We start from the raw sequence: 22594 nt of genomic DNA on the forward strand, positions 1-22594 counted from the left end.
GCGTAATGACGACAGAGCAACGAGGCGACACGACCTTGTTCACGCGCGAGGAAGAACAACGCATCTCCGCCGCCATTACGGCTGCGGAGCGCAAGACCTCCGGCGAGATCGTCGCCGTCGTCGCTGAATCAAGCGAAAGCTACCATTACGTTCCCTTCCTGTGGGCGGCGATGATAGCACTTCTGGTTCCTTGGCCGCTCATCCATTTCACCTGGATGAAGGTTCAATACATATTTCTCATCCAGTTGCTGGTATTCCTCGTGCTGCTCGCGCTTCTGTGGCCCAAGCATATCCGCGCCGCGCTGGTGCCTCGCTCAATTCGTAACGGCCACGCTAAACGCCGCGCGACAGAGCAATTCCTGGCACAGAACCTCCACACCACCAAAGGTCGGACCGGTGTCTTGATCTTCGTCTCGGTCGCAGAGCGGCACGCAGAGGTTCTCGCCGACAAGGCTATCGACGACAAGGTTCCGCTAGGAACCTGGCAGGATATCGTTGACACCTTGACCTCGGAGATTTCGCAAGGGCGCGCCGAGGAAGCGTTTATCCACGCAATTGCGACAACGGGTGAGCATCTGGCCCGGCATTTTCCACCGGGAACGGCCGACAAGAACGAATTGCCCGATCATTTGATCGTGTTGGACGGCTAGGTGCTTCAAGTGTGCTATCACTGCGCGCACTCGGGCGGGCAGGGGGATCTATGTATGACAGCCGTAGAAGCAATGACGAGCGCGCCGGAAAATGGCGTCGTGGTCCGGGCTCCCTTGCGAGCGAGGGTATCCTGGATGCTGTTCGACTGGGCGGCGCAGCCCTATTACACGCTGGTGCAGACATTCTTGTTCGCCCCCTACTTCGCCAACATGGTCGCAAACAGTCCGACTCACGGGCAGACCATGTGGGGCTATGCCGCCGCCATCGCGGGCTTGTTGATCGCGATTATTTCGCCGTTCCTGGGAGCGGTCGCGGACGGACACGGCCGCCGCAAACTTTGGATGCTGATTATATCGCTGGTTTTCCTGACCGGACTTTGCACGTTGTGGCTCGCAGTGCCCGGTGCGTCGTCGTCTACGATCTTCGCCGTCTTGGCCGGCTTCGTGCTCGCCACGATCGCGGCCGAGTTGATGACCGTGTTTTCAAACGCCATCATGACCGGCTTGGCTCCCAAGGACGAATTGGGACGGTTGTCCGGTACCGGTTGGGCCGTCGGCTATTTCGGCGGCCTGGCAAGTCTTACCCTGGTCGCGGGTCTCCTGGTTCCGCTTCCTGGCCAGTCGCAAACGTTGCTCGGCCTGAACCCGCTGCTCACGCTCGATGCTGCCTCACACCAAGGTGATCGGCTGACGGGCCCGTTCGCGGCGGTATGGTTTGTCATCTTCATTTTACCGTTCTTTCTGTTCGTGCCTGATCGCCGCGCCACCAAGGCCCCCATGCACACAGAGCGATCGCCGACCGCGGAACTCTGGGACACCATCAAATCGCTGCCCGCTCTACCGAGCCTGATGATCTTTCTCATCGCGCGGATGCTCTACACTGACGGACTGACGGCAATTTTCACGTTCGGCGGAATTTATGGAGCCTCGGTCTTCAATTGGGGACCGACGGAACTTGGCATCTTCGGCATCGTGCTGACGCTCGTCGGCGCAATCGGCGCATTGATCGGCGGCAGGCTCGACGACAAGCTCGGAGCGAGAACCGTCATTATCGGATCGCTTGTTATCCTGCTCGTGGCCGCCACAGGTATTCTGTCTGTCGACAAAACCCACGTACTCTATTCCGTAGCGGTGCCCGAGAAGATTGCGGGATCAGCGCCTTTCTCATCTACAGGCGAGAGAGTCTTCCTCGCCTTTGCGATTATTGTCGGGCTGGTGGCGGCCCCTGTGCAGGCCGCTAGCCGCTCGCTGCTGGCGCGCATCGCACCTGCCGACAAGATCACGCAATTCTTTGGGTTATTCGCGTTCTCGGGCAAGGTAACCGCATTTTTGGCACCGTTCCTCGTCGCATTCGTCACGCAAGTTTCCGACAGCCAACGCATCGGGATGTCGGCGGTACTGGCATTCTTGATCATCGGCGGCTTGATGATGGCGTTTGTGCGCGTCAAGCCCGCGCCATCGGCAACATAGCGGTTCTGACAAGCTCTCCCTATCTTTCTTTGGGAAAGCGACCCCGCCATTAGCTGGAGGCGGCGCAAGCGAGCAGAAAGATGACGATAGCAGGCGTGCTTCTCGATCTTGCGGGCGTGGTCTACCAAGGCCGCGAGCTTCTTCCCGGTGCCCACGACGCAATCGGCAAATTGCACGCGGCCGGGCTTCCCATCCGTTTCATCACCAACACCACCAGATCCACCAAACAAATGATCCTCAAGGATCTGCAGGGCCTCGGCCTTGAACTTTCCGATAGCGAGCTGTTCACTCCAGCGCAGGCCGCACGCACCTGGTTGACGCACCACAAATGTGCTGCGTCGCTCCTCGTTCATCCTGCGCTGGAAACAGAATTCGCAGGACTGCGCACGCGCGATCAACCAAGCGTTCGTGTGCACGCTGTCGTTGTCGGAGATGCGGGAGAAGCCTTCAGCTTCGATGGCTTGAACCGGGCGTTTCGCGAGCTGATCGCAGGCGCGCCGCTACTTGCACTTGCAAAGAACCGGACGTTCAAGGATTACGACGGACAGCTCAGCCTAGATGCCGGTGCATTTGTCCAGGCCTTGGAATTCGCAAGCGGGAAAAAAGCAATCGTGCTTGGAAAACCCTCTGCCGAGTTTTTTGAGGCGGCACTCGCAAGCATGTCATGCTCGCCCGAGAAAGCCGTCATGGTCGGCGACGACGCCGAGGCTGATGTTGCGGGCGCGCTGTCAGCGGGATTGGCGAGTGCCTTACTGGTGCGTACCGGAAAATATCGTACAGGCGACGACGACCGTTACTATCCACGTCCTACGCGAACAGTAGCGGATCTTGTGGAAGCTGCCGAATGGATCATCGCACAACATCGCTAGTCCTCTGCTTCACACCCGCGTGCGGTGGCTGCGTTAAGACCAGTCGACAGACTTGGAAGCTCCTCGACAAGGTGGAGCTGCCGATCCCGGATTGAGGAACTGGCGCACTGGGTGCGCGAGCGAAGCCGTCGCAGGTTTAGTGGCGGAAATGGCGCATTCCCGTCAACACCATGGCCAGCCCCTTTTTATCGGCCGCCTCGATCACTTCGTCGTCACGCATGGATCCGCCCGGCTGAATAACCGCAGTGACGCCTGCTTCGGCCGCCGTAAGCAGCCCATCGGCGAACGGGAAGAATGCGTCCGATGCTACGACCGATCCGCGCGTCAACGGCTCAGCCAGCCCTTGGGCCTTGGCAGCCTCTGCGGCCTTCCATGCTGCGATGCGAGCTGAATCCACGCGGCTCATCTGGCCAGCGCCCACACCAACCGTCGCGCCACCTTTCGCGTACACAATTGCATTCGACTTGACGTGCTTTGCCACGCGGAAGGCAAACTTGAGATCGGATAGTTCAGTATCCGTAGGCGCGCGTTTGGTGACGACCTTAAGGTCCAGATCGTCAACATTTCCAGCGTCGCGCGATTGTACGAGCATACCACCAGCTATCGAGCGGAACGTAAGTCCGCCGGAACCCGGATCGGCACGACCTCCCGTCACGAGCAGGCGAAGATTTTTCTTGCTTGCGAATATGGCTTTGGCTTCCTCGGTCGCGTCAGGCGCAATGACGACCTCCGTGAATATCTTAGTGATCTCTTCCGCGGCCTTGCCGTCGATCGGCTGATTAAGCGCGATGATGCCGCCAAATGCGCTCACCGTGTCGCAAGCGAACGCCTTCTGGTAGGCCTCAAATAGGGACGCTCCGGTTGCGACGCCACATGGGTTGGCGTGCTTGATAATCGCAACGGCTGGCGTCTTTGCGTCGAACTCGCTGACCAATTCGAAAGCCGCGTCCGTGTCGTTGATATTATTATAGGAGAGTTCTTTGCCCTGGAGCTGACGAGCAGTCGCAACGCCGCGGCGCTGTGCGTCGGAGACGTAGACAGCCGCCTCTTGGTGCGGATTTTCGCCATAACGCAGCGCCTGTCCAAGCCGACCGCCAAATGCGCGCCATGCAGGTGCCGGCGTCTTCAATTCTTCCGCAAACCAGTTGCTGATAGCAGCGTCGTAAGCCGCGGTGCGCGCAAAAGCCTTGGCTGCCATCTTCTGCCGGAAGCGCCGCGTCGTAGCGCCACCGTTCGCCGACAGCTCCTCGAGCACGCCCGAATAATCTTCCGGCTCGACGATGACCGTCACGCTGTCGTGGTTTTTGGAGGCAGCGCGGATCATGGCCGGACCGCCGATGTCGATATTCTCCACGCACTCATCGTAACCGGCCTTTTTGGCCACGGTAGCCTCAAAGGGATAAAGGTTGACGACGAGCAGGTCGATAGGCGCGATGCCATGCTCGGCGGCGGCCTTATCGTGCTCTACATTGCCGCGAATGGCCAGTAATCCGCCATGGACCTTCGGGTGCAACGTCTTTACGCGCCCGTCCATCATCTCAGGAAAGCCGGTCAACTCGGAAACGTCCTGAACCGGCAGACCTGCAGCCTTGAGAGCGGCCGACGTTCCGCCGGTAGAGACCAGCGCAACACCGTGCGCATTAAGGGCCTTGGCGAAGTCGATCAGTCCCGACTTGTCCGAAACCGAAAGCAGTGCGCGGCGGATCTTTTGTTCGGCCATGGTTCGCGTGCCCTCCCCAGCTAAGTGTCGCGATGGCCGGTTATCACGATCCGGAGCCCTAGAACATCACTCAAGCGGACCAACGCGCGCACTTGCCGCAATGTCTTCAAGTCTTGGCACTCGGACGCGCGGCCATCGACTTGGCATCAAGGCTCCAGCGCACCTCAGATTCGCCGAACGTCACGCCTCGAAGCACAATCTGCAGACCTGGGCGCGGGCCGGAGCTTTCGGCGAAGAACAGGCTTTCTTCGAGCGTCATGTCGGCACCATCGGCCCGGAAGGCAATAGTCCGGCCGTGCCGCATGGATATGCGACAACATCCCTTTTCTTCATCTTCCAGGCTTGCCGTGCAATCGGGATGGAGATGAAAATGGATGGCGAACGGAATATCTTGTCTGAGCCTGAGCCTACCGCTCGGCGGTTCCAGTCGATCAACTCCCTCCAGCAGAAGGCCGTCGTGCGACAGCGCAAGCCGGCGGTTGTGCATCAAGCCGAACCGCTTGAGGTAGCCGTCATGGCCGGCCGAGAGAACCACTGCATCGTTCTCTCGCGAAATTTGCACAGCGGCAAGATCAGGTCCACGGATCGGCAATCCCCCAGCAATCGCTTCCAGCTTCTCGTGGCGCACAAGCCGCGAAGACGATGTTTCCGACAGACACAACGTATTGTGACTTGCGGTCGCGCGCGAAACCGCAAGCCAGTCGTCGTCGGCTGGCCCTGGCGTGCCGCCGTTGACCAACACCATCTCGTTGCCGAGAGAGAATTCGAACGATAGGCATCCAGCCTGGGCCTGTGTCGCGAGTTCGATCTGTGGCGGCCCCCCGACATCGGCGATGAGAATGCTCGCGCCTTGCGCGAGGCGGACATAGCCCGAATACTCGGACTCCTCAGAGGGCGAGAGCTCGCTGTCCGCATAACCAAGAACGGTTGCCAACGTGGCTGGCGATCCGACGCTAACGCCATTGAAGCGGGCCAGCATTCCGTTCCCCATCCGCATGAAGCCCAGGAACGTCAGCGCATTCTTGACGATGGCCGCAAATTCCGGCGGCGGTGGATGTCCGCGGGCATGGAAGCATTGGCCGAGCGGCAGCAGGTCCAGCACGATGTCCGCCAGCACGCTGGCATTGCGGCTGACGTGACCGCCATCTGGAAGGATCTGGCGCGACAGCTCAGCCAACAACAGGCTTTGCGCCTCCTTGAGGTTACGGTCATTTCCTGAGACGGCAAGATTAGACAGCACAAGTGCGATCAAACAGTTGAGGCGAGGCACGCCATCGGGCGCATTGCGCCATGTCGCGTTGAGCGCCACCAGCTGTTCGCCAAGCGAAGACATGATGCGCGAATAGGTCTTCGCGTCAGTGCCCTCCAGCAGCATGTTGGCCTGTGCGATCCATGAGGTGACGCGACGCGCGATTACCGCTGGCTCGTAAGTTATACCAGTGGGGCGTCGTTGCACGCTGATCCAATCGAGCACAAGGGCACGCGCAGCATCGAAGGCTTCCTCCTCCTCCGTCGCAGCGAAATGGCGAAGCCAACCAAACCCATGAAGCTCGCGCGCCCATGACGGGCTTGGCGGCGGCACCCGAAAGGGAGAAGCCCCCTTTAGAGCGGTGCTGTGCGCAGCAAGCCCGAAATAACCTTCAGAATACTCCTGCCAGAAGCTGGGGTCTGCCATGCGCAGTTCCTGCGGAACAATCAGGATCTGGTCCATGGCCGCGCCGCCATAGCGCCAGCGCAGGAATGGCGAGGACAGGGTGCGCGTCACCGCGCGGCGGCGCGACTGCTTGGCCGACAGCGCACGGATCTTCAGCCGCTCGCTCAGGCTCAATGTCGTCAAGGCATGTCCCCCTGCCGTTGCAAAGTGGAAAACGTCCTGAATTCGACTAGCCGCTCCCTGGCACCAAAACAAGGCGTAGCGGCCAGTGGACAGTGGACCGACGCAGCAGTCGGCGCCACTTACGTGTTTTTGCGTGCCACAGCGGCATAAAACCCGTCCATTCCCTTCAGACCGGGTTCAAACTCATCGAAAAAATGCGGCAGCGTGCGCAAGTCGCCATCTGGCGTGATCCAGTCCTGCAGAGCTCCAATGGAGGCCGGATCTATTGGAAGCCGGGAAAAGTTGGGATTGGCGGCAAGGAAAGCAGCAAACTGAGCCGGCCCCTCTTCGGCCTCTAGCGAACAAGTGCAATAGACGAGCCGTCCGCCTGGCTTGAGCAAGCGCGCCGCTGCGGAAAGAATGGCGCGCTGAATTTCCGTCAGTTGATCCACGTCCTGGGGACGCTTCAGGTGCAAAATATCGGGATGACGGCGCATCGTGCCTGTGGCAGTGCACGGCGCATCGAGCAGCACAGCATCAAACTGACGGCCGGGCGACCAGTGAGCAGCATCCGCCACCACAGTTTCGGCAGAAAGGCCTAAACGAGCCAGGTTCTCATTCAATCGCGCCAATCTTTGCGCGGATTGATCGACTGCGACGACACGAGCGCCGAGTGATGCGAGTTGCGCAGTCTTGCCGCCCGGCGCCGCGCACATGTCCGCCACGTCGAGACCACGGACATCTCCAAGAAGTTTAGCGGGCAGAGCAGCGGCTGCATCCTGAACCCACCATGCGCCTTCGGGGTAACCTGCCAGATCCTCGATGCGCCCGCCGGATCTCATTCGGATCGAACCCGTCGGCAACACATGACCGCCCAAGTTGGCTGCCCACGCCTCGGCGGTCGACGCATCTTTCAGCGTCAGGTCCAGCGCAGCCTCGGTTAGGGATGCCTGAGCGATCTTGCGCGCTGTCTCGGCGCCGTAAGTCTTGCTCCAGCGCGACAGCATCCAATCTGGAATATCGTGCTTCTGGCGATCGAGAGCCCCCAGGATAGCCTCGCCACGCTCCGACACGCGCCGCAGCACGGCATTGGTAAGCTTGTCGAAGCGGCGCGCCTTGCGATCTGCGCGTGTTTGATCGACCGCAATAGAAATCGCTGCGTGCGGCGGAGTTTTGAGAACGAGAAGCTGCACAGCAGCGCAAAGCTGTATCGCCTCAAGCCTTCCGGTATCTCTGGGCAATGGCTTATCAAGAAAATTACCGATAACCGTTTGAAGGCTGCCGCGGTACCGGAGCACTGAAGCGGCGATGGCTCGCGCAAATGCGCGATCTCTGCCAACCAAGCCCGCCCGATCCGCGCTGCTGGCGAGCGCATCTTCGAAAGCCTTTCCGTCTTTCAAAACAAGGCTTACCGCCTCCACCGCCGCATCACGCGCCAGCCGCCCTTCCGATTCATCAGATCGCGCTTTCGATTTGCGATCGTGTATGTCCCTTGCCCCCGGTCGATGGGAGCGTGCGGAACCCTCTTTTGAAATGCGATTTGCCGAGCGCGTCGCTGGCGCGGATGTTCCAGACTTCGAATGATCTGCCACGTCAGGATGCCCACGGTCCGCGTCGCTGCGCGTTATAGCGGCGTCCCGCAATCCAAACATCGCCTCCGCGTCCCATCTCGGGCGCCGGCAGTTGCTCATCGAACGCCGGAACTGAACCACCCGCTGTTATGCCCATCTCTCGCGCCAATGCTTCCAGCTCCGCGATGCGATTTTCCGGATTGGGATGGGTAGAAAACAGATTGTCGACGCCGCGCCCCGACAACGGATTGACGATGAAGACGTGTGCGGCACCAGGGAAAGTCTCAGCACGATTGTTGGGAATTCGGCGCGCAAGAACGCTGATTTTTCGCAGCGCCGAGGCAAGCCATAGTGGATTGCCTGAAATCATGGAGCCCAGCCTGTCGGCTTGATACTCGCGCGAGCGGCTGATGGCCATTTGCACGAGCATGGCCGCCAACGGCGCGACGATCATTGCAAATAGCGTTCCGATGAGGCCAAGCCCACGATCGTCATTGCGTGCGCCACCAAAAATGAAACCAAATTGCAGATACTGAGCAAACATCGACACTGCGCCACCCATCGTTGCCGCAACCGCCATCGTCAGCGTGTCGCGGTTCTTGATATGAGCGAGCTCATGCGCCAGCACCCCTGCAAGCTCTTCGCGATTAAGGGCTTCAAGTAGGCCCGTGGACGCGCAGACGGCCGCGCGTGAAGGGCTGCGTCCGGTTGCGAAGGCGTTTGGTTGCGGCGTGTTCATCACGTAGACGCGCGGCATTGGCAGTTGCGCTCGCTGCGCAAGCTGGCGCACGAGGCCGACGAGCTCAGGAGCTGTGCGGTCATCGACCTCCTGAGCCTTGAACATCTTGAGCACCACAGTGTCTGACTTCCAAAGGCTCACGAGATTCATGCCAAGCGCCATCACAAACGCCAGGACGAGGCCGGAGCGTCCTCCAACCGCGGCGCCAACAGCCACGAAAATGGCCGTCAGAGCAGCAAGCAACAGCGCAGTCTTTGCATAATTCATCGGCATGCTTCTGAAGTCCCTTGTCAAGCAGCCGAGTACGAAGCGCGCTAATGTGCGCTCCCCATCCGGCTCCGCGATCTATATAAGATCAATCTAGGCCCGGGATAAGTCCCGGATGTCGGCAAACTCTGGTCCTGAGCATTAACGAGAACCGCCCCGGACCGAGGGCCGCTGCGTGCTGAGGCCCTGGACTTGGAAAATCGGAGCGCGACGAACTCGATCATGGCGAATGAAGAGAAAAATCAGGCAGCCGAACAGGCAGCGCGGCCATTGCCGCCTGAGGCACAGCGAGCGTTAGCGGAGGCCGAGGAGCGCCGTCGTCAGCAAGCCGAACAAGCAGCCAAGTCCGCTCAAGTCAGGGAGATCGGTGGCCGCGAAGGTCCTGATCCGGCCCGCTTCGGCGATTGGGAAAAGGGCGGCATCGCGAGCGATTTTTGAACCACCTCGCGAGGTCATCGCTTGCAGCTCAAAAAAGGGTCTGGACCGGCTGGCACGCCGGCCCAGACCGCGTACGGGAGATGGCGCGATCTCCCGAACGCCTAGAAGGCGAAATTCACCCCGGCACGGATCAGATCCACTTGGTTGTCGAACGAGAAAGGTTCGTTGTTGGCGCTGAACCCATAATATTTCCCGAAATCCAAGTGCAGGTACTCGAGCTTTGCCGTCATGCCAGGTGAAATCACGTGTTCTACGCCAGCGCCCAGGGCATAGCCTGTGCGCCAATCCTCGTTCACAGCAGTCTCTCCCGGCGTGTTTCCGATCGAAACTTCATCGACATCCATGAACGCCACGCCTCCGGTGCCGTATACGAGAGTATCTCCGAATGCGTATCCAGCACGCGCACGAAGCGTGCCCCACCACGGGCCAAAGCGCGTCTTGTAGATGTGCCCATCGTAGACGATCTTGTCGTCGGCGCTCACATCCATCAGTCCGATATCGCCTTCCGCACCAATTACGAAGCCGTTGCCAAGAGCATAGTTGTAACCCAGCGTGAGTGCGCCGAGCCCACCACTGGGAGATGTGGACGCCAGGCCGTGATTGTTATTGCGTTCGTAGTCCTGCTCCGAATGTCCCCATCCGTAGCCGAGCGAGAGTCCGGCATAGAGACCAGTCCAAATGGCGGGCGTGCGCGTAACGATCGCGTCGTCTGACCAGCTTGAAGTCGGCGGTGGCTCGTAGTGCCGCTTCTTGGATTTTCCCCCCGCATGCGCGGACGCGCCGAAGTCGAAGATGGCTGCGAAAATAAGAACTAGGCATGCTGCCCCCTCAATTGTCCGATCCGACATAATGTTCCCCGTGCCCAAGGCTGTTGTCCGACAACCTCCCCCAAGCCCCGGCACACATAAGCCACTGATTAAGTGGCAAAAATTCGGCTCAGAAATGCTCCTGGCGTTCGCAAGCATGCGAGCACAATATGTTCACACAGCTGTATTTCAGATGGCGGATCTATCGATGTCGCGTCAGTCGGCTTTCTCGCGCGAAAGCGCATAGATCGCAGAAGAAGCCAGAAGCAATCCGGCAAGCACGATGTGGAGAACCGAAAACAATTCGACCGAATCCAAACCACGCATTTTCAAATGATCGACAAGGATACCGGAGCAGACCTGTAATATACCTGCGCCGCTCATGCAGAGGAAATTGGCGAACGTCATGCCGCGTCCGAGCAACTCATCGGGCAGAAACAGCCGTACGTGCGCCATGATCGTTCCATACGTCATCGCGAAGAAGCCGAAGACGCAAAGCAGCACTGTCGCAGTTTCAATCGACGGCGTCGGCAACGTGGCAAGCGCACCGAGCGCGGCGACCGCAATCACAGAACCAGCCAGCGCAAGAGATTTGCGACGACGCAACCAGCCTTCCAGAGGGCCATACGCAAGTGCACCAAGACCAATTCCCGCCGCCATCAGGAAAATAACATTGCCGCGAGAAATAGGCGTCAGCCCGTAGACTTCCGAAAGATATGGCCCCACCCAAAGACCGCGCTCGACAATCAGAACACCGTAGCCGAACGCCATGATCGGCCAAACCGGCCATAACTCGCGAATCGCCAAAACATCCCGCAGACCGCTCAGAACGCCCCCGCCCTTGCCTGCCTTTTCGTTGGCAAGGGTCGGCGGATCTACGATCAGAATCGCGACCAGGGACGCTGCAATGAAGGTGATCGCGGCCAACACGTAAAAGACGTTACGCCATCCAATAGCGGCAGACGCCAATGCCAGAGGCGTACCGCCCAGAAGATTGCCTAACGTACCCAAGCCGATAATCAGCCCAGACAGCAATGCGAACCGGTGTGGTGGCGACGTGCGCGCGAAAACGAAGAGCGGCCCCATCAACGCCGCAGAACAGCCGATGCCGATCAGTCCCATCGCAATCATCGCGCCATAGGCACTTGTCGCACGCGCAAAAACGATCGCGCCGGCGACGCCTGCGAGCATCAGCACTGGAAGTGTTCGCCGCGGACCCTGCTTATCGAGAGCTGCACCGACGAAAAACTGCGAAAGGGCAAACGTCGCAAACCAACAGGCGGAAATGTTGCCAAGATCCGTCGCCGTAAGATGAAGCTGGGAAGACAGCTCCGGCGCGATGACGGCGAGAAAAGAACGATAGAACTGGGATAACGTGTAGCCGATGAGGAAGACGATGAAGGCAAGCATATCATGAGGCCGGCTAGATGATGCCGGGCACTGCCTGGCGAGGCCGATATGGTGTCCTACAAACGCTCACCGCGCCACTATCCAAACGGATTGTGGTCCAAGCCTTAGCCGATTAGGCGGCGGTCCCTCGCATGAAAGATCGTGCAGTCCCGAACTTCCTGGGCTGCGGTATCATCGATTTCCTCGCCGGTCCATTCGAGGACCTGGCGGTAGATATCGTCAGCCTTCTGGTAGAGAGGGTTATTGCGAACCAGCTCCAACACCTTCTCGCGCTCGCTTTCCACGTTCGACGAATTTATCTTGCGATTGAGAGGAGCAAGGCAATCATCGCACCATGGTTCGTCGACGAATTCGAGTATGTCGCCAAAGAATTTTCGCGGATCGGTCGCGATTTCCTCGAACTTCGCTACATGAACGAGCTGCTTTCCGAGTGCCTTCTGCGCGAGCAGCGCCTGATAGGTGTGGTCGATCCAGTTTTGGATGCCTTCATCGAAATTATGCCGGACCCCGCCCACTTCATTGAAGTTGGCAAGCGAGGCCACGACCTCGTGTGGCCGACGCACGAGGTGAACGAACCGGGCCTCGGGAAAGATCCTCAGCAATCCCCAAGTGTATGCGCTGTTGAGCGGTGTGCCATCGACCCAACGTTTCTTGGGATCGTTGGAATGCCGGCGCAGCAATAGTTCGGGCGTGGGACTGTTCGGCTTGTTTCGGATCACACCCAATTGGCGCCAATCGCCGTACATGCGCGTGCAACGCTCTTCGAAAACGTCACATACGGACTTGTGCACAGCCTCGCCAATTCTGCGCAAGAATGGCTCGGGTGGATAAGAGACATTGGAAAAGTGCGAAAATCGGCCACGCTCTGAACCAACATAGTAGGCCTGCTCGGCCGCAACCGCCATTATCGCGATCCAACCGGTTTCTGGTACCGGCTGGATGTTTGGATGCTGGCCCAGCGCCCAAGTCGAAACCGACGTTCCCGAACGCGGTGCGCCAATGATGAAGATTGGCCGAGGCGGCGAATTGAACACAGGCTTTGAACGTAGCGAATCAGGCGCCCAGTTCGGAACGGCCTCCTCCGGCCTCTTGATGGCATCTAAGATCCGTTTAAGTAAACTCACGTCTGCCCGCTCCGATATTAAAGTTCTCTATGAGGACAACCGCACAACCAATAAAGATGCAGTGACTGATTCGCTTGACGAAGCTTAGCAAATTGACCGCTCAACGCGCTACTTGGGGGGCTAACGTTCGATCCGTTTGTGAATTTGTGGGTAACCTCAGTTCGTAAGTAACGTTGCGGTTCCACTTAGGGCAATACGTTGCAGATCCGCGAAGCGCTAAATCAGGGACGCGCGGGGCTATACCCCGTCTGAGAAAGCTTAGTGTACGATGATTTGAAATCCGCCTTAGCGGCGCCCGGGGCATGGCTGTATTCGGCCTGGGTGATCTTTCTGATCAAATACCGCAAGACCACACTTGGTCCGCTGTGGATTATGATCGGGCCTGCGATGTTCATTCTGGTGTTGGGTGAACTATTCAGAAATGTCGCAGCGAACTCAAACGACATGTTCGTCCCGCATTTGGCTGCGGGCCTCGTATTCTGGAACTACGTTTCGTCGATCGTGACCACCGCACCGCGTCTCTACGTTCACAACCGGCCAGCCCTGCTTCATGGGGCAGTCAACCACTTCAATATCATCCTCAAGGTGATTTGCAGCGCGCTCATCGTCCTCGCGCATCAGCTGGTGATCGTGATTGGCGTGATGATCCTGCATCGTGTCGCCCCCACCGCGAGCCTTATCCTGCTCATTCCGGCAGCCGCACTTGCGCTTGTACATAGCGTGTGGGTACTCATCGTCCTAGGCATCCTTGGTGCACGCTACCGCGACCTAGCGGAGGTCGTGGAAATGATGATGCGCATTGCCTTTCTTGCGACCCCCATCATCTGGATGGTCGGCGATCACGGACGCGGCTCCGTGGTCGGGCTTTATCTCGCCCTGAACCCTTTCTACCACGTCATTGAACCGCTTCGTGGCGCGATTATCGGAACCCCGATCTCGCCGTGGAGTTGGGTGGTCTCGACAGCAATTGCCATCATTGGCGTCGCTCTTGCCGCCACGATGTATCGCCGCTTCCGCCATCTCGTTGTCTTATGGACCTGATCGTCTCACCGACAACGACGCAATTCTTCGGAATGAGGCGTGACTATCGGAGTGCGGATTGCCGGAGTGCGACTTGGGAGATGTCTTTCAAAAACGCGCGCATAGATCGCGTAGGCGCTGAAGATACCAGCTTGGCGGAAATGCTATTATAAAGCTCGGGTGTTTGCGCAAGCCGCGCAATAGCTGCGCTAAGCGCCTGGCGTGAGGCTTCCTTCGCAAGGACGCCAGTCTCGCCGTCCACCACCTGCTCCACAATTCCACCCGTCGGCATAGCAATAACCGGCATGGCGTGCGCGAACGCCGTCGCCGCAACACCGGACTGACTGGCCTCTATATGCGCGCACGCAACAGCGTCGAAACGTTCAAGCAAAGGGGTGATTTCCTCATCCCCAATCCAACGATTGATAACCTCGGCACCCAGGCTGTTCAGCATTGCGCGCGTTCGTGCGCCAATCTCGCCAGAACCTGCTACCGCAAGCTCCACCGGAACCCCTGCCTGACGCAGATCCTCCACCGCTTCGACGAGAAGATCGAGGCCCTTGTAAGCCATGATGCGCCCAAAAAAAAGCAGCCTCAAAGGACGATCACCTGCCCATGTCCTAGGCGTCCCCTTCGCGCCAAAGCGCAAATCAGGATGAAACAGAACGTTGATGTCTTTGTCGGTGGCAAATTTTCTGTCTGCCAACGAATGAGCAACCGCCTCACTCAGAGTGACAATCCCGTCGGCGCGCCGCGCTTCGCGCAAAAGCCACTGGTTGATTCGTGCGGTGGGATCTCCAGGGTGCGCCACCGCGTCGTGGACTACCGTCAACACACGCACGCCGCGTGCCTGCGCCACCGCAGTCAGCAATGGCGACCAGACGTGGGCCATCAGATTGACGACAACCTGGGGCTTCACAACGTCCAGATGTGCGATGAATTGGCGGCGAGCCCGCAGATATCCGCTTGTTAAAGCAAGCGGCGTCGGCCGAGAGAAGGTTTCGACGCTGCGCACTGAAAGGCCACGCGCTGCCGCTTGTGTCACAATATCATTATTTGCTGAGACGACGAATTGCGCGAACGGCTCAGGGAAGGATGCCGCAGCGTCAGCCAACTCCAGCGTAAAGCGCCCGAGTGCACCGAACCGCCCCAGATATACGAACAAAATAGTCTGTCGCGTATTCTCGTCTGGCTTGTGTAACACCTTTGATCCCTGAAAAATCCAGAGTGTCTACAATGAGCTTGAATATCGAACTGTGCAGAGCGGTGCCAGCTACTGACCAGTGGATTGCGTGGATGAACGAAAAAGAATAGAAGCGCGTGTGTGCTTTGGGACCCTATCGCCTCCGAAGCGTGGCCCAAAGTTACGGGAAAGTCTAAGCAGTCGAGTGACACACCGCCTTGATCAGGAATGATATCGACTGATTCCGCGCGGGTCTGGGCGGCTCGCAAGAAGATCCAGCACCTATCACAGACATTGGATTTTTCTGACGATGGAAACCCTAGTATTGATCGATGCATGCAAAGTCGGGTTCAGCATGCCCGTGTATTTACCCCAGGAACGCAACATCCTGGCTAACCCGATGTCGCTTCTGACGGACTTCTATACGAATCAGCATGCGCGACGTATCCGCGAAATTCTGATCGACGTTACATTCAAAGTACATGCTGGCGAACGACTTGGCGTGATTGGCCACAACGGAGCAGGTAAGTCGACGTTGCTGCGACTTCTCGGCGGAGTCTACCAACCAACGAGCGGACAACTGACGCTCAATTGCAGCCCTAAGGGGCTATTTGAAATTTCCACCGGCTTCGTTTTCGAAGCGACGGGTCTCGAGAATATCTATCTGCGCGGTTTGGAAATGGGCATGTCCATGAAGGAAATCCGCGCAAAGATACCCGAGATCGTCGAATTCAGTGGACTAGGCGACGACATCGACAAGCCGTTTAATACCTATTCCCACGGAATGCGCTTGAGACTGGCCGTCTCGGTAGCACTATGCCAACAGCCAGACGTCATGCTCCTCGACGAATGGATCGGATCTGGCGACGCTACCTTTCAAACCAAGGTTACGGCTCGGATGAACGCTCTCGTCGATGGTGCGCGCGGCCTAGTGCTGGCCTCTCACAATGATGGACTTCTAAAGCGTGTCTGTACACACGGTCTCGTGATGAACCATGGACGTTGTGTGTTTCATGGCCCCGTGAGCGAGGCGCTGGATTATTACCATACCCACATCGGCAAGGACCCTGGCGCCGGCCGTGATACGGTCAAGGCAGATCCTCAAGTCATCATGGCAAATGGAACTTCATCTGCCGCGAGGGCTTCAGGCGGAATGGCCGGAAAGGCTTGAAGCGCGGTTCGTAGGCATGAATTTCGAAGGGGTGATCCGCTGGATGCAGGCGGGCTGGAAGATTGCCGGCCCAAGATTTCCCGCTCTCTTGATGCACCATTTGCGATTAGCCGCACTCAATCGCACATCACGTTCACGCCCGATCGCGACAGCGCCGCGCACACTTCCGCTGAGTGCCGACGAGATGGAACGCGCTGACGCCGCACCGGCGTCGGGCGATGTCGTTATCCCCGTCTACAATAACTTCGACGATACGCGCCAACTTTTGGAAACGCTCAGCACCGAGCAGTCTTTCGATGGGGCGATCATCATCGTCCATGATGCCAGCACAGATGACCGCTTGGCCCCCATGCTTAGGGCGTTCGCCGCACGCGACAGACGGGTCAAGCTGCTCGATAACGACGTCAATCTCGGATTCGTTCAGACTTGCAATCGTGGGCTCGCAGCTTCGCGCAGCGACAGCGTCATTCTCAATACCGATATCGAACTTCCTCGCGGCGCGGTCGGCCGGATCTTGCGCAGGCTGCAAGCTGCCGACGACATCGCAACCGTCACGCCGTTTTCTAACAGCGCTTATGGCGTGGGACTTCCTGACCTCGTCTACAACAACGCACGGCCCTTCGGCGCAGCCGTCTCGACCATCGATGCGTGCCTGCAGGCTTTAGGACGCACAAATGACATTGCGCTCCCATCCGGAAATGGTTTCTGCATGGGGATTGCGCGCTCCGCGCTCAATGCCATCGGTGCGTTTGATGCATACTTCGGACGCGGATACGGCGAGGAAACCGACTTCTGCATGCGTGCGCACAAGCACGGCATGAGACATGTCCTAGCAAGCGATGTCTACGTCGGTCACAAAGGCGGACAGAGCTTCGGCGGGTCATGGGAGCACCGGTCGCGCGAGGGACTTCTGAAAGTCCTCGATAGGCACCCGAAGTTCGTCGCTCTCGTTCAGTGCTATCTCGACAGGAGCGAAGCACGTGCGATCGCACTTGCAGCGATGCTTCGACTGGCCGAGACGCTATCGAATAAGCCTGTGATAATAGCGGACGATGCAAATGCGAGCAGCGATCAGGCTTACCATGCCGATGAGCCACGCCTGCACGTCAATCGGCAAGATGCGCAAATCCAAGCAACGCTTACATTCAAAGGCGAAAGCTATGAGTTCCGCTTTGCTGACTATGACGTCTTCCAGCAAGCCCTGCGGCTGTATGCGGCGGATCGCTAAGATCCGCAGACGTCAGCGCGATGCGGTCTTCGCCAACAGCCCGAGCCTTTCGCCCGCGTAACGCTTATCGCGCAGCGGTCCCCACCAAGCTTCATTCGCGAGATACCAGCGCACCGTTTTCTCCAGGCCGGTCTTAAAGGTCTCCTTTGCGCGCCAGCCGAGCTCTGTTTCAAGCTTTGTCGCATCGATGGCATAGCGGCGATCGTGCCCAGGTCTGTCGGTGACAAATGTAATGAGCGAACGCCGAGCCTTCGGACTTGGCTCGATACCGTCGAGCAAATCGCAAACAGTATTTACGACATCGATATTGGACTGCTCGTTGCGTCCGCCAACATTGTATTTTTCACCAAGTCGCCCCTTCTGAAGAATGAGAAAAAGCGCGCGCACGTGATCATCGACGTAGAGCCAGTCGCGCACGTTCTTGCCGTCGCCGTAGACGGGCAGCGGTTTGCCTTCGCGCGCGTTGAGAATCATCAACGGGATCAGCTTCTCGGGGAACTGAAATGGTCCATAGTTGTTCGAACAATTGGAGATTAGCGAAGGGAAGCCGTAGGTTCGGTGCCAAGCCAATGCCAAATGATCGGAGGCGGCTTTGCTGGCTGAGTACGGCGAACTTGGATCGTAGGGCGTGTCTTCACGGAACAGGCCGCGCTCACCCAGCGATCCATAAACCTCATCTGTCGAAACGTGCAAAAACCGGAAGGCAGATTTGCGCACAGCGCCCAAGGAAGACCAATAAGCTCGTGCCGCCTCCAACAGCATATAAGTGCCATTAATGTTGGTGTCGATGAACGCTGAAGAACCGGTTATCGAGCGATCGACGTGACTTTCGGCGGCAAGGTGAATAACGGCATCGGGGGCGAATTGTGCAAACGCCTCGTCCATGCCGGCGCGATCGCAAATATCTGCCTTTTTGAATTCATATCGCGGGTTTGCAGAAATCGAATCAAGCGAATGCAGATTTGCGGCATAGGTCAGCTTATCGACGTTCAGCACGCTGGTGCCGGTCTCGTCGACGAGGTAGCGGCAAAGGGCCGAACCGATAAAGCCGGCGCCGCCCGTGACCAGAATTTTCATGTCAGTCCCCTCAGCCCTTCAAGCGCTCAGATATCCGAAAGTCTTATGAGATTGGGCGCAAGACTCGCCGGTATATAAACGCATGACGTCCGCCTCTCCACAGTTTCTCGAAAGGGCGTGCACCAAAACCTTCCAATCAAAACAAATTGAGTGACACTATGACGCTCAAGGTGCACGCGCATGGCCTGTGGGCGTGTCCTTGCCGTCATTGACGCTCACAATCAAGCACATGCTATAAGGGCGTGCATTTTCGGAACAAAGCACCTTTGCAGCACCGCAGCGAGGAGAATCATTTTCCCAACATGACAATGATGTCCCGCCACCTCAAAGACTTGGAATCGGAAAGTCTCTTTATTCTGCGCGAAGCGGTCGCCCAGTTTCAGAATCCTGTGCTGATGTACTCGATTGGCAAGGATAGCTCCGTCCTGCTCCATCTGGCTATGAAGGCCTTCTATCCCGCACCGATTCCGTTCCCGCTGCTGCACGTCGACACCACTTGGAAATTTCGTGAGATGATCGCGTTTCGCGATCAGATTGCAGCAAAGTATGGCGTGCAACTTATTGTTCACGTCAACGAAGAGGGCGTGAACGCCGGCGTCAATCCAAACACCTTAGACAGCGCGCACTACACCCATGTAATGAAGACTGAGGGACTGCGCCAAGCGTTGGAAAAATTCAAGTTCGATGCTGCAATCGGCGGTGCCCGCCGCGACGAGGAAAAGTCGCGCGCAAAAGAACGAATTTTCTCCCACCGCACCGCCGACCATCGGTGGGATCCAAAGAATCAACGCCCCGAGATCTGGCAACTCTATAACGGCCGGCTCGTCCCGGGCGAGAACATGCGGATCTTCCCGCTATCGAATTGGACCGAACTGGACGTCTGGCAGTACATCGCAGCGGAGGACATCCCCGTTGTGCCGCTCTACTTCGCCGCCGAAAGGCCCGTGGTCTGGCGCGATGGCTCGATGATCATGGTCGATGACGACCGTTTGAAGCTGCACAATGATGAAACGCCAGAAATGCGCCTGGTGCGGTTCCGCTCGTTGGGCTGCTACCCGCTAACATGCGCGGTAGACTCCGACGCAAGCACCATCAGCGAGATCGTTGAAGAACTTATGGTTACGCGCGCCTCTGAGAGGCAGGGCCGCGTCATCGACCGCGACCAGGCAAGCTCGATGGAAAAGAAAAAAGAAGAGGGCTACTTCTGATGTCGCAAGGGGAAACGGACGTCGCAATTGCTCCGGCGGCCGCGACCGCATCGGTGGTTTCAGGCACGATGCCTATGTTGCGTTTTTTGACCTGCGGCAGCGTCGATGACGGCAAGAGCACGCTCATCGGCCGCTTGCTCTACGACTGTCAGACCATCTTCGAGGATACACTGCTTGCTGCCGAACGCGACAGCATGACCTACGGCACCACTGGCGAGCCGCTCGATTTTGCGCTGCTGGTGGACGGTCTTCAGGCGGAGCGCGAGCAAGGCATCACAATCGATGTCGCGTACCGCTACTTCGCAACGCCAAACCGCAAATTCATCGTGGCCGACACGCCAGGACACGAGCAATATACCCGCAACATGGTGACCGGCGCGTCGACATCAGATGCAGCCATCATTCTTATCGATGCGCGTAAAGGCGTATTGGTCCAAACGCGACGCCACACCTGCATCGTCCACCTGCTTGGTATCAAGAACATCGTCGTCGCCGTCAACAAGATGGACGCCGTCGGCTACGCGCATGACGTATTCGACGAGATCGATGCCGAATACCGTGCGTTTGCAAAACAGCTTGGGATTTCCAACGTCACGACCATTCCTGTCTCCGCACTTCGCGGCGAAAACCTCGTAAAACGCGCCTCGGCCATGTCCTGGTACGACGGGCCGACGTTGCTCGACTACTTGGAAAACGTAGACGTTACAGGCGACCGAGAGCAGCGCCCATTACGGCTTCCCGTGCAGTGGGTTTGCCGACCCAATTCCGACTTTCGCGGTTATGCCGGAACAATCGCCAGTGGAACCGTCAACGTCGGCGATCCAATCGTTTCGCTTCCCGCCAGCACAAGTGCCAAGATCGCCCGCATCCTGAACGGCGACGAAGAACGCCTGAGCGCGCAAGCGGGCGAGGCCGTTGTCGTGACGCTCGACCACGAGATCGACATCAGTCGTGGCGATGTCCTGTGCGCTCCGACTGCGCGCGCGGAAATCTCCGATCAGATTTCCGCCAACCTCGTATGGATGAGCACGCACCATCTCCTCAAGGGACGCCCATACATTCTGCGTTGCGGCTCACAGTCGGTCGTCGCCCAAATCAGCGAGATCAAGTACAAGCTCAACGTGGAGTCTCTTGAACATGTCGCCGCGCGCGACCTCTCGTGCAACGAGATCGGCTCGTGCAACATCTCGCTCAACAAGCCCATTACGTTCGACAGCTACGAGGACAATCGCACCACCGGCGCCTTCGTCCTCATCGACCGCATGACGAATGAGACGGTCGGTGCCGGCATGATCATGTTCGCGCTGCGCCGCTCACAGAACATTCATTGGCAGGCGCTCAATATTTCGCGTGAACAGCGCGCCGAACTCAAAGGCCAGCGCGCATGCTGTCTCTGGTTCACAGGACTGTCCGGCTCCGGCAAATCGACGATTGCAAACCTGATTGAGAAGAAACTGTTCGCGCAAGGACGCCACACCTACATTCTCGATGGTGACAATGTTCGCCACGGGCTCAATCGCGACCTGGGCTTCACGGAAGCAGATCGCGTCGAGAACATTCGCCGCGTCGCCGAGGTCTCGCGCCTGATGGTGGACGCCGGGCTAATCACCATCGTTTCCTTCATCTCGCCATTCCGTGCCGAACGGCAATTCGCACGCGAGCGCTTCCCGGATGGCGATTTCCTGGAAATCTTCATCGATACGCCTTTAGAATTGTGCGAGCAGCGCGATCCCAAGGGGCTTTACAAGAAGGCGCGCGCCGGCCAGCTCGCCAACTTCACAGGCATCAATTCACCCTATGAAGCACCTGAGAACCCGGAAATTCGAGTTCAGGGCGGAAGCGCACCGGCGGAAGTGCACGTAGAAGAAATTATCGACGCGCTCGTAAAACGCGGCTTCCTGCACGCACACTAGAACCGCGCATCGACTTCTCAAACGCAAGCTATCAGCCTGTAGCGCCTGCCAGCGTCGCGGCGTTCGGCGCGCCCGACCAAACGATGAACCCTGGGTTCAAATAGTCTGCGTCGCGTTTCGCATACAGAAATGGCGCGCCATCGGTGCGGGTCACACTTCCACCTGCCGCGAGTACAATCGCGTGCCCCGCCGCCGTATCCCACTCCTTGGTGGGTCCAAACCGCGGGTAAAGATCTGCCTTGCCTTCGGCCACGAGACAGAACTTCAACGATGAGCCGATATTGACGCGCTCCTTGACCTCGACATTGCGCAACCAGTCTTCCAGCTCCTGCGAGCCATGGGAACGACTCGCGACAATGGTCTGGGCGCCCGAATGAACCGGACGTGTCGTCAGACTTTCACCCCTGACATCGGTCAGCACCGCAGGTGCAGCTTCGCAAGAGACCGTCGCCTTAAAGGCCTCGTCTGAGCCGACCGTCCAGTAAAGTTGCGACATGGCCGGTGCGTAAATGACGCCGAAAACTGGCACTCTATTCCTGACCAGCGCAATGTTGACGGTGAACTCGGGTCTGCGGGCCGCAAACTCGCGCGTCCCATCTAAGGGATCGACCAAAAAGAACATTTCGCCCTGTTCGAGCGCTTGCCCGCGGCTGGCCGCCTCTTCTGCAATGACGGGGACGCGAGGGGCGATTTTGGCGAGCGCCGCGACGATGATCTCCTCGGCCTCGCAGTCGGCCGCGGTAACCGGAGAGCCGTCAGCTTTCGTCGAAGCCTCAGTTCCGTTGTTGAAATGCCGCATGATGCATGCACCAGCTGCAATCACCGACGGAAACAGCTGATCCGCCAACGTATTGGATTCGAATTCCTGCATAGATCCTCAAAATCTGGAGACTTATTCGTGACTCGCTGCAGGC

At 58.2% G+C, this 22594-nt stretch carries 19 protein-coding genes; 9 read left to right on the plus strand and 10 right to left on the minus strand.

The annotated features are described in order from the left end of the window. The first annotated feature begins 5 nt into the window (after window positions 1-5). The 3 genes from R3D51_03025 (at window position 6) to R3D51_03035 (ending at window position 2989) form a co-directional block, all read left to right on the plus strand. Window positions 6-650, plus strand: coding sequence for a TPM domain-containing protein (locus R3D51_03025; protein ID MEZ5898445.1), 645 nt, complete (start codon window positions 6-8; stop codon window positions 648-650). 54 nt (window positions 651-704) lie between these two features. Beyond that, on the plus strand, window positions 705-2120 hold the full coding sequence (locus R3D51_03030; protein ID MEZ5898446.1) for an MFS transporter: 1416 nt from the start codon (window positions 705-707) through the stop codon (window positions 2118-2120). 80 nt (window positions 2121-2200) lie between these two features. Further along, window positions 2201-2989: a TIGR01458 family HAD-type hydrolase gene (locus R3D51_03035; GenBank protein ID MEZ5898447.1), complete on the plus strand. Its 789-nt coding sequence runs from the start codon at window positions 2201-2203 to the stop codon at window positions 2987-2989. A 136-nt stretch (window positions 2990-3125) separates the two neighbouring features. On the opposite strand, the gene purH is transcribed toward R3D51_03035, so the two are convergent. From purH to htpX, 4 genes are all read right to left on the minus strand, one after another. Then, the gene (gene purH, locus R3D51_03040; protein ID MEZ5898448.1) at window positions 3126-4709 is read right to left on the minus strand and encodes a bifunctional phosphoribosylaminoimidazolecarboxamide formyltransferase/IMP cyclohydrolase; all 1584 of its coding nucleotides are present in this window, start codon (window positions 4707-4709) and stop codon (window positions 3126-3128) included. Window positions 4710-4815: 106 nt separating this feature from the next. Further along, the gene (locus R3D51_03045) at window positions 4816-6546 is read right to left on the minus strand and encodes a heparinase II/III family protein (GenBank protein ID MEZ5898449.1); all 1731 of its coding nucleotides are present in this window, start codon (window positions 6544-6546) and stop codon (window positions 4816-4818) included. 119 nt (window positions 6547-6665) lie between these two features. Next, window positions 6666-8117 carry a transcription antitermination factor NusB gene (locus R3D51_03050; protein ID MEZ5898450.1) on the minus strand — a complete coding sequence of 484 codons (1452 nt, stop codon included), beginning with the start codon at window positions 8115-8117 and terminating at the stop codon, window positions 6666-6668. Window position 8118: 1 nt separating this feature from the next. After that, entirely contained in the window at window positions 8119-9102 is a 984-nt protein-coding gene (gene htpX, locus R3D51_03055; protein MEZ5898451.1) for a zinc metalloprotease HtpX, read from the minus strand. A gap of 222 nt (window positions 9103-9324) precedes the next feature. Between htpX and R3D51_03060 the strand changes: the two genes are divergently transcribed. Continuing rightward, a complete protein-coding gene (locus R3D51_03060) occupies window positions 9325-9540 on the plus strand; it encodes a DUF1674 domain-containing protein (protein MEZ5898452.1) in 216 nt (71 codons plus the stop codon). A 101-nt stretch (window positions 9541-9641) separates the two neighbouring features. Here the strand turns inward: R3D51_03060 and R3D51_03065 are convergent, their stop codons facing one another. The 3 genes from R3D51_03065 to R3D51_03075 all read right to left on the minus strand — a co-directional run bounded on the left by R3D51_03065 (window position 9642) and on the right by R3D51_03075 (window position 12880). Next, window positions 9642-10388 (minus strand): porin family protein, encoded by a 747-nt coding sequence (locus R3D51_03065; protein ID MEZ5898453.1) that lies wholly within the window; start codon window positions 10386-10388, stop codon window positions 9642-9644. A gap of 174 nt (window positions 10389-10562) precedes the next feature. Continuing rightward, window positions 10563-11756, minus strand: a complete 1194-nt coding sequence (locus R3D51_03070) for an MFS transporter (GenBank protein ID MEZ5898454.1) — start codon at window positions 11754-11756, stop codon at window positions 10563-10565. A gap of 104 nt (window positions 11757-11860) precedes the next feature. After that, window positions 11861-12880 (minus strand): sulfotransferase, encoded by a 1020-nt coding sequence (locus R3D51_03075; protein MEZ5898455.1) that lies wholly within the window; start codon window positions 12878-12880, stop codon window positions 11861-11863. Between the two features lie 261 nt (window positions 12881-13141). Between R3D51_03075 and R3D51_03080 the strand changes: the two genes are divergently transcribed. Next, the gene (locus R3D51_03080; protein MEZ5898456.1) at window positions 13142-13921 is read left to right on the plus strand and encodes an ABC transporter permease; all 780 of its coding nucleotides are present in this window, start codon (window positions 13142-13144) and stop codon (window positions 13919-13921) included. A 43-nt stretch (window positions 13922-13964) separates the two neighbouring features. On the opposite strand, the gene R3D51_03085 is transcribed toward R3D51_03080, so the two are convergent. Continuing rightward, a complete protein-coding gene (locus tag R3D51_03085; protein MEZ5898457.1) occupies window positions 13965-15104 on the minus strand; it encodes a glycosyltransferase family 4 protein in 1140 nt (379 codons plus the stop codon). Between the two features lie 289 nt (window positions 15105-15393). Here R3D51_03085 and R3D51_03090 point away from each other — a divergent pair, with 289 nt between their 5' ends. Together R3D51_03090 and R3D51_03095 are read left to right on the plus strand one after the other, a co-directional pair. Then, a complete protein-coding gene (locus R3D51_03090; protein ID MEZ5898458.1) occupies window positions 15394-16254 on the plus strand; it encodes an ABC transporter ATP-binding protein in 861 nt (286 codons plus the stop codon). Beyond that, entirely contained in the window at window positions 16202-17482 is a 1281-nt protein-coding gene (locus R3D51_03095) for a glycosyltransferase family 2 protein (protein MEZ5898459.1), read from the plus strand. The genes R3D51_03090 and R3D51_03095 overlap by 53 nt, the downstream gene beginning before the upstream one ends. 12 nt (window positions 17483-17494) lie before the next feature. Here R3D51_03095 and rfbB read toward each other — a convergent pair whose 3' ends face one another. Next, window positions 17495-18559, minus strand: coding sequence for a dTDP-glucose 4,6-dehydratase (gene rfbB / locus R3D51_03100; protein ID MEZ5898460.1), 1065 nt, complete (start codon window positions 18557-18559; stop codon window positions 17495-17497). A 266-nt stretch (window positions 18560-18825) separates the two neighbouring features. On the opposite strand from rfbB, the gene cysD reads away from it, so the two are divergent. Both cysD and cysN read left to right on the plus strand, forming a co-directional pair. After that, the gene (gene cysD / locus R3D51_03105; protein ID MEZ5898461.1) at window positions 18826-19767 is read left to right on the plus strand and encodes a sulfate adenylyltransferase subunit CysD; all 942 of its coding nucleotides are present in this window, start codon (window positions 18826-18828) and stop codon (window positions 19765-19767) included. Window positions 19768-19835: 68 nt separating this feature from the next. Continuing rightward, the gene (cysN, locus tag R3D51_03110) at window positions 19836-21680 is read left to right on the plus strand and encodes a sulfate adenylyltransferase subunit CysN (protein ID MEZ5898462.1); all 1845 of its coding nucleotides are present in this window, start codon (window positions 19836-19838) and stop codon (window positions 21678-21680) included. A gap of 31 nt (window positions 21681-21711) precedes the next feature. Here cysN and cysQ read toward each other — a convergent pair whose 3' ends face one another. After that, window positions 21712-22551, minus strand: a complete 840-nt coding sequence (gene cysQ, locus R3D51_03115; protein ID MEZ5898463.1) for a 3'(2'),5'-bisphosphate nucleotidase CysQ — start codon at window positions 22549-22551, stop codon at window positions 21712-21714. Window positions 22552-22594 lie beyond the last annotated feature (43 nt).

It is taken from the genome of Hyphomicrobiaceae bacterium (assembly GCA_041397645.1).
Taxonomy (GTDB): domain Bacteria; phylum Pseudomonadota; class Alphaproteobacteria; order Rhizobiales; family Hyphomicrobiaceae; genus Hyphomicrobium_B.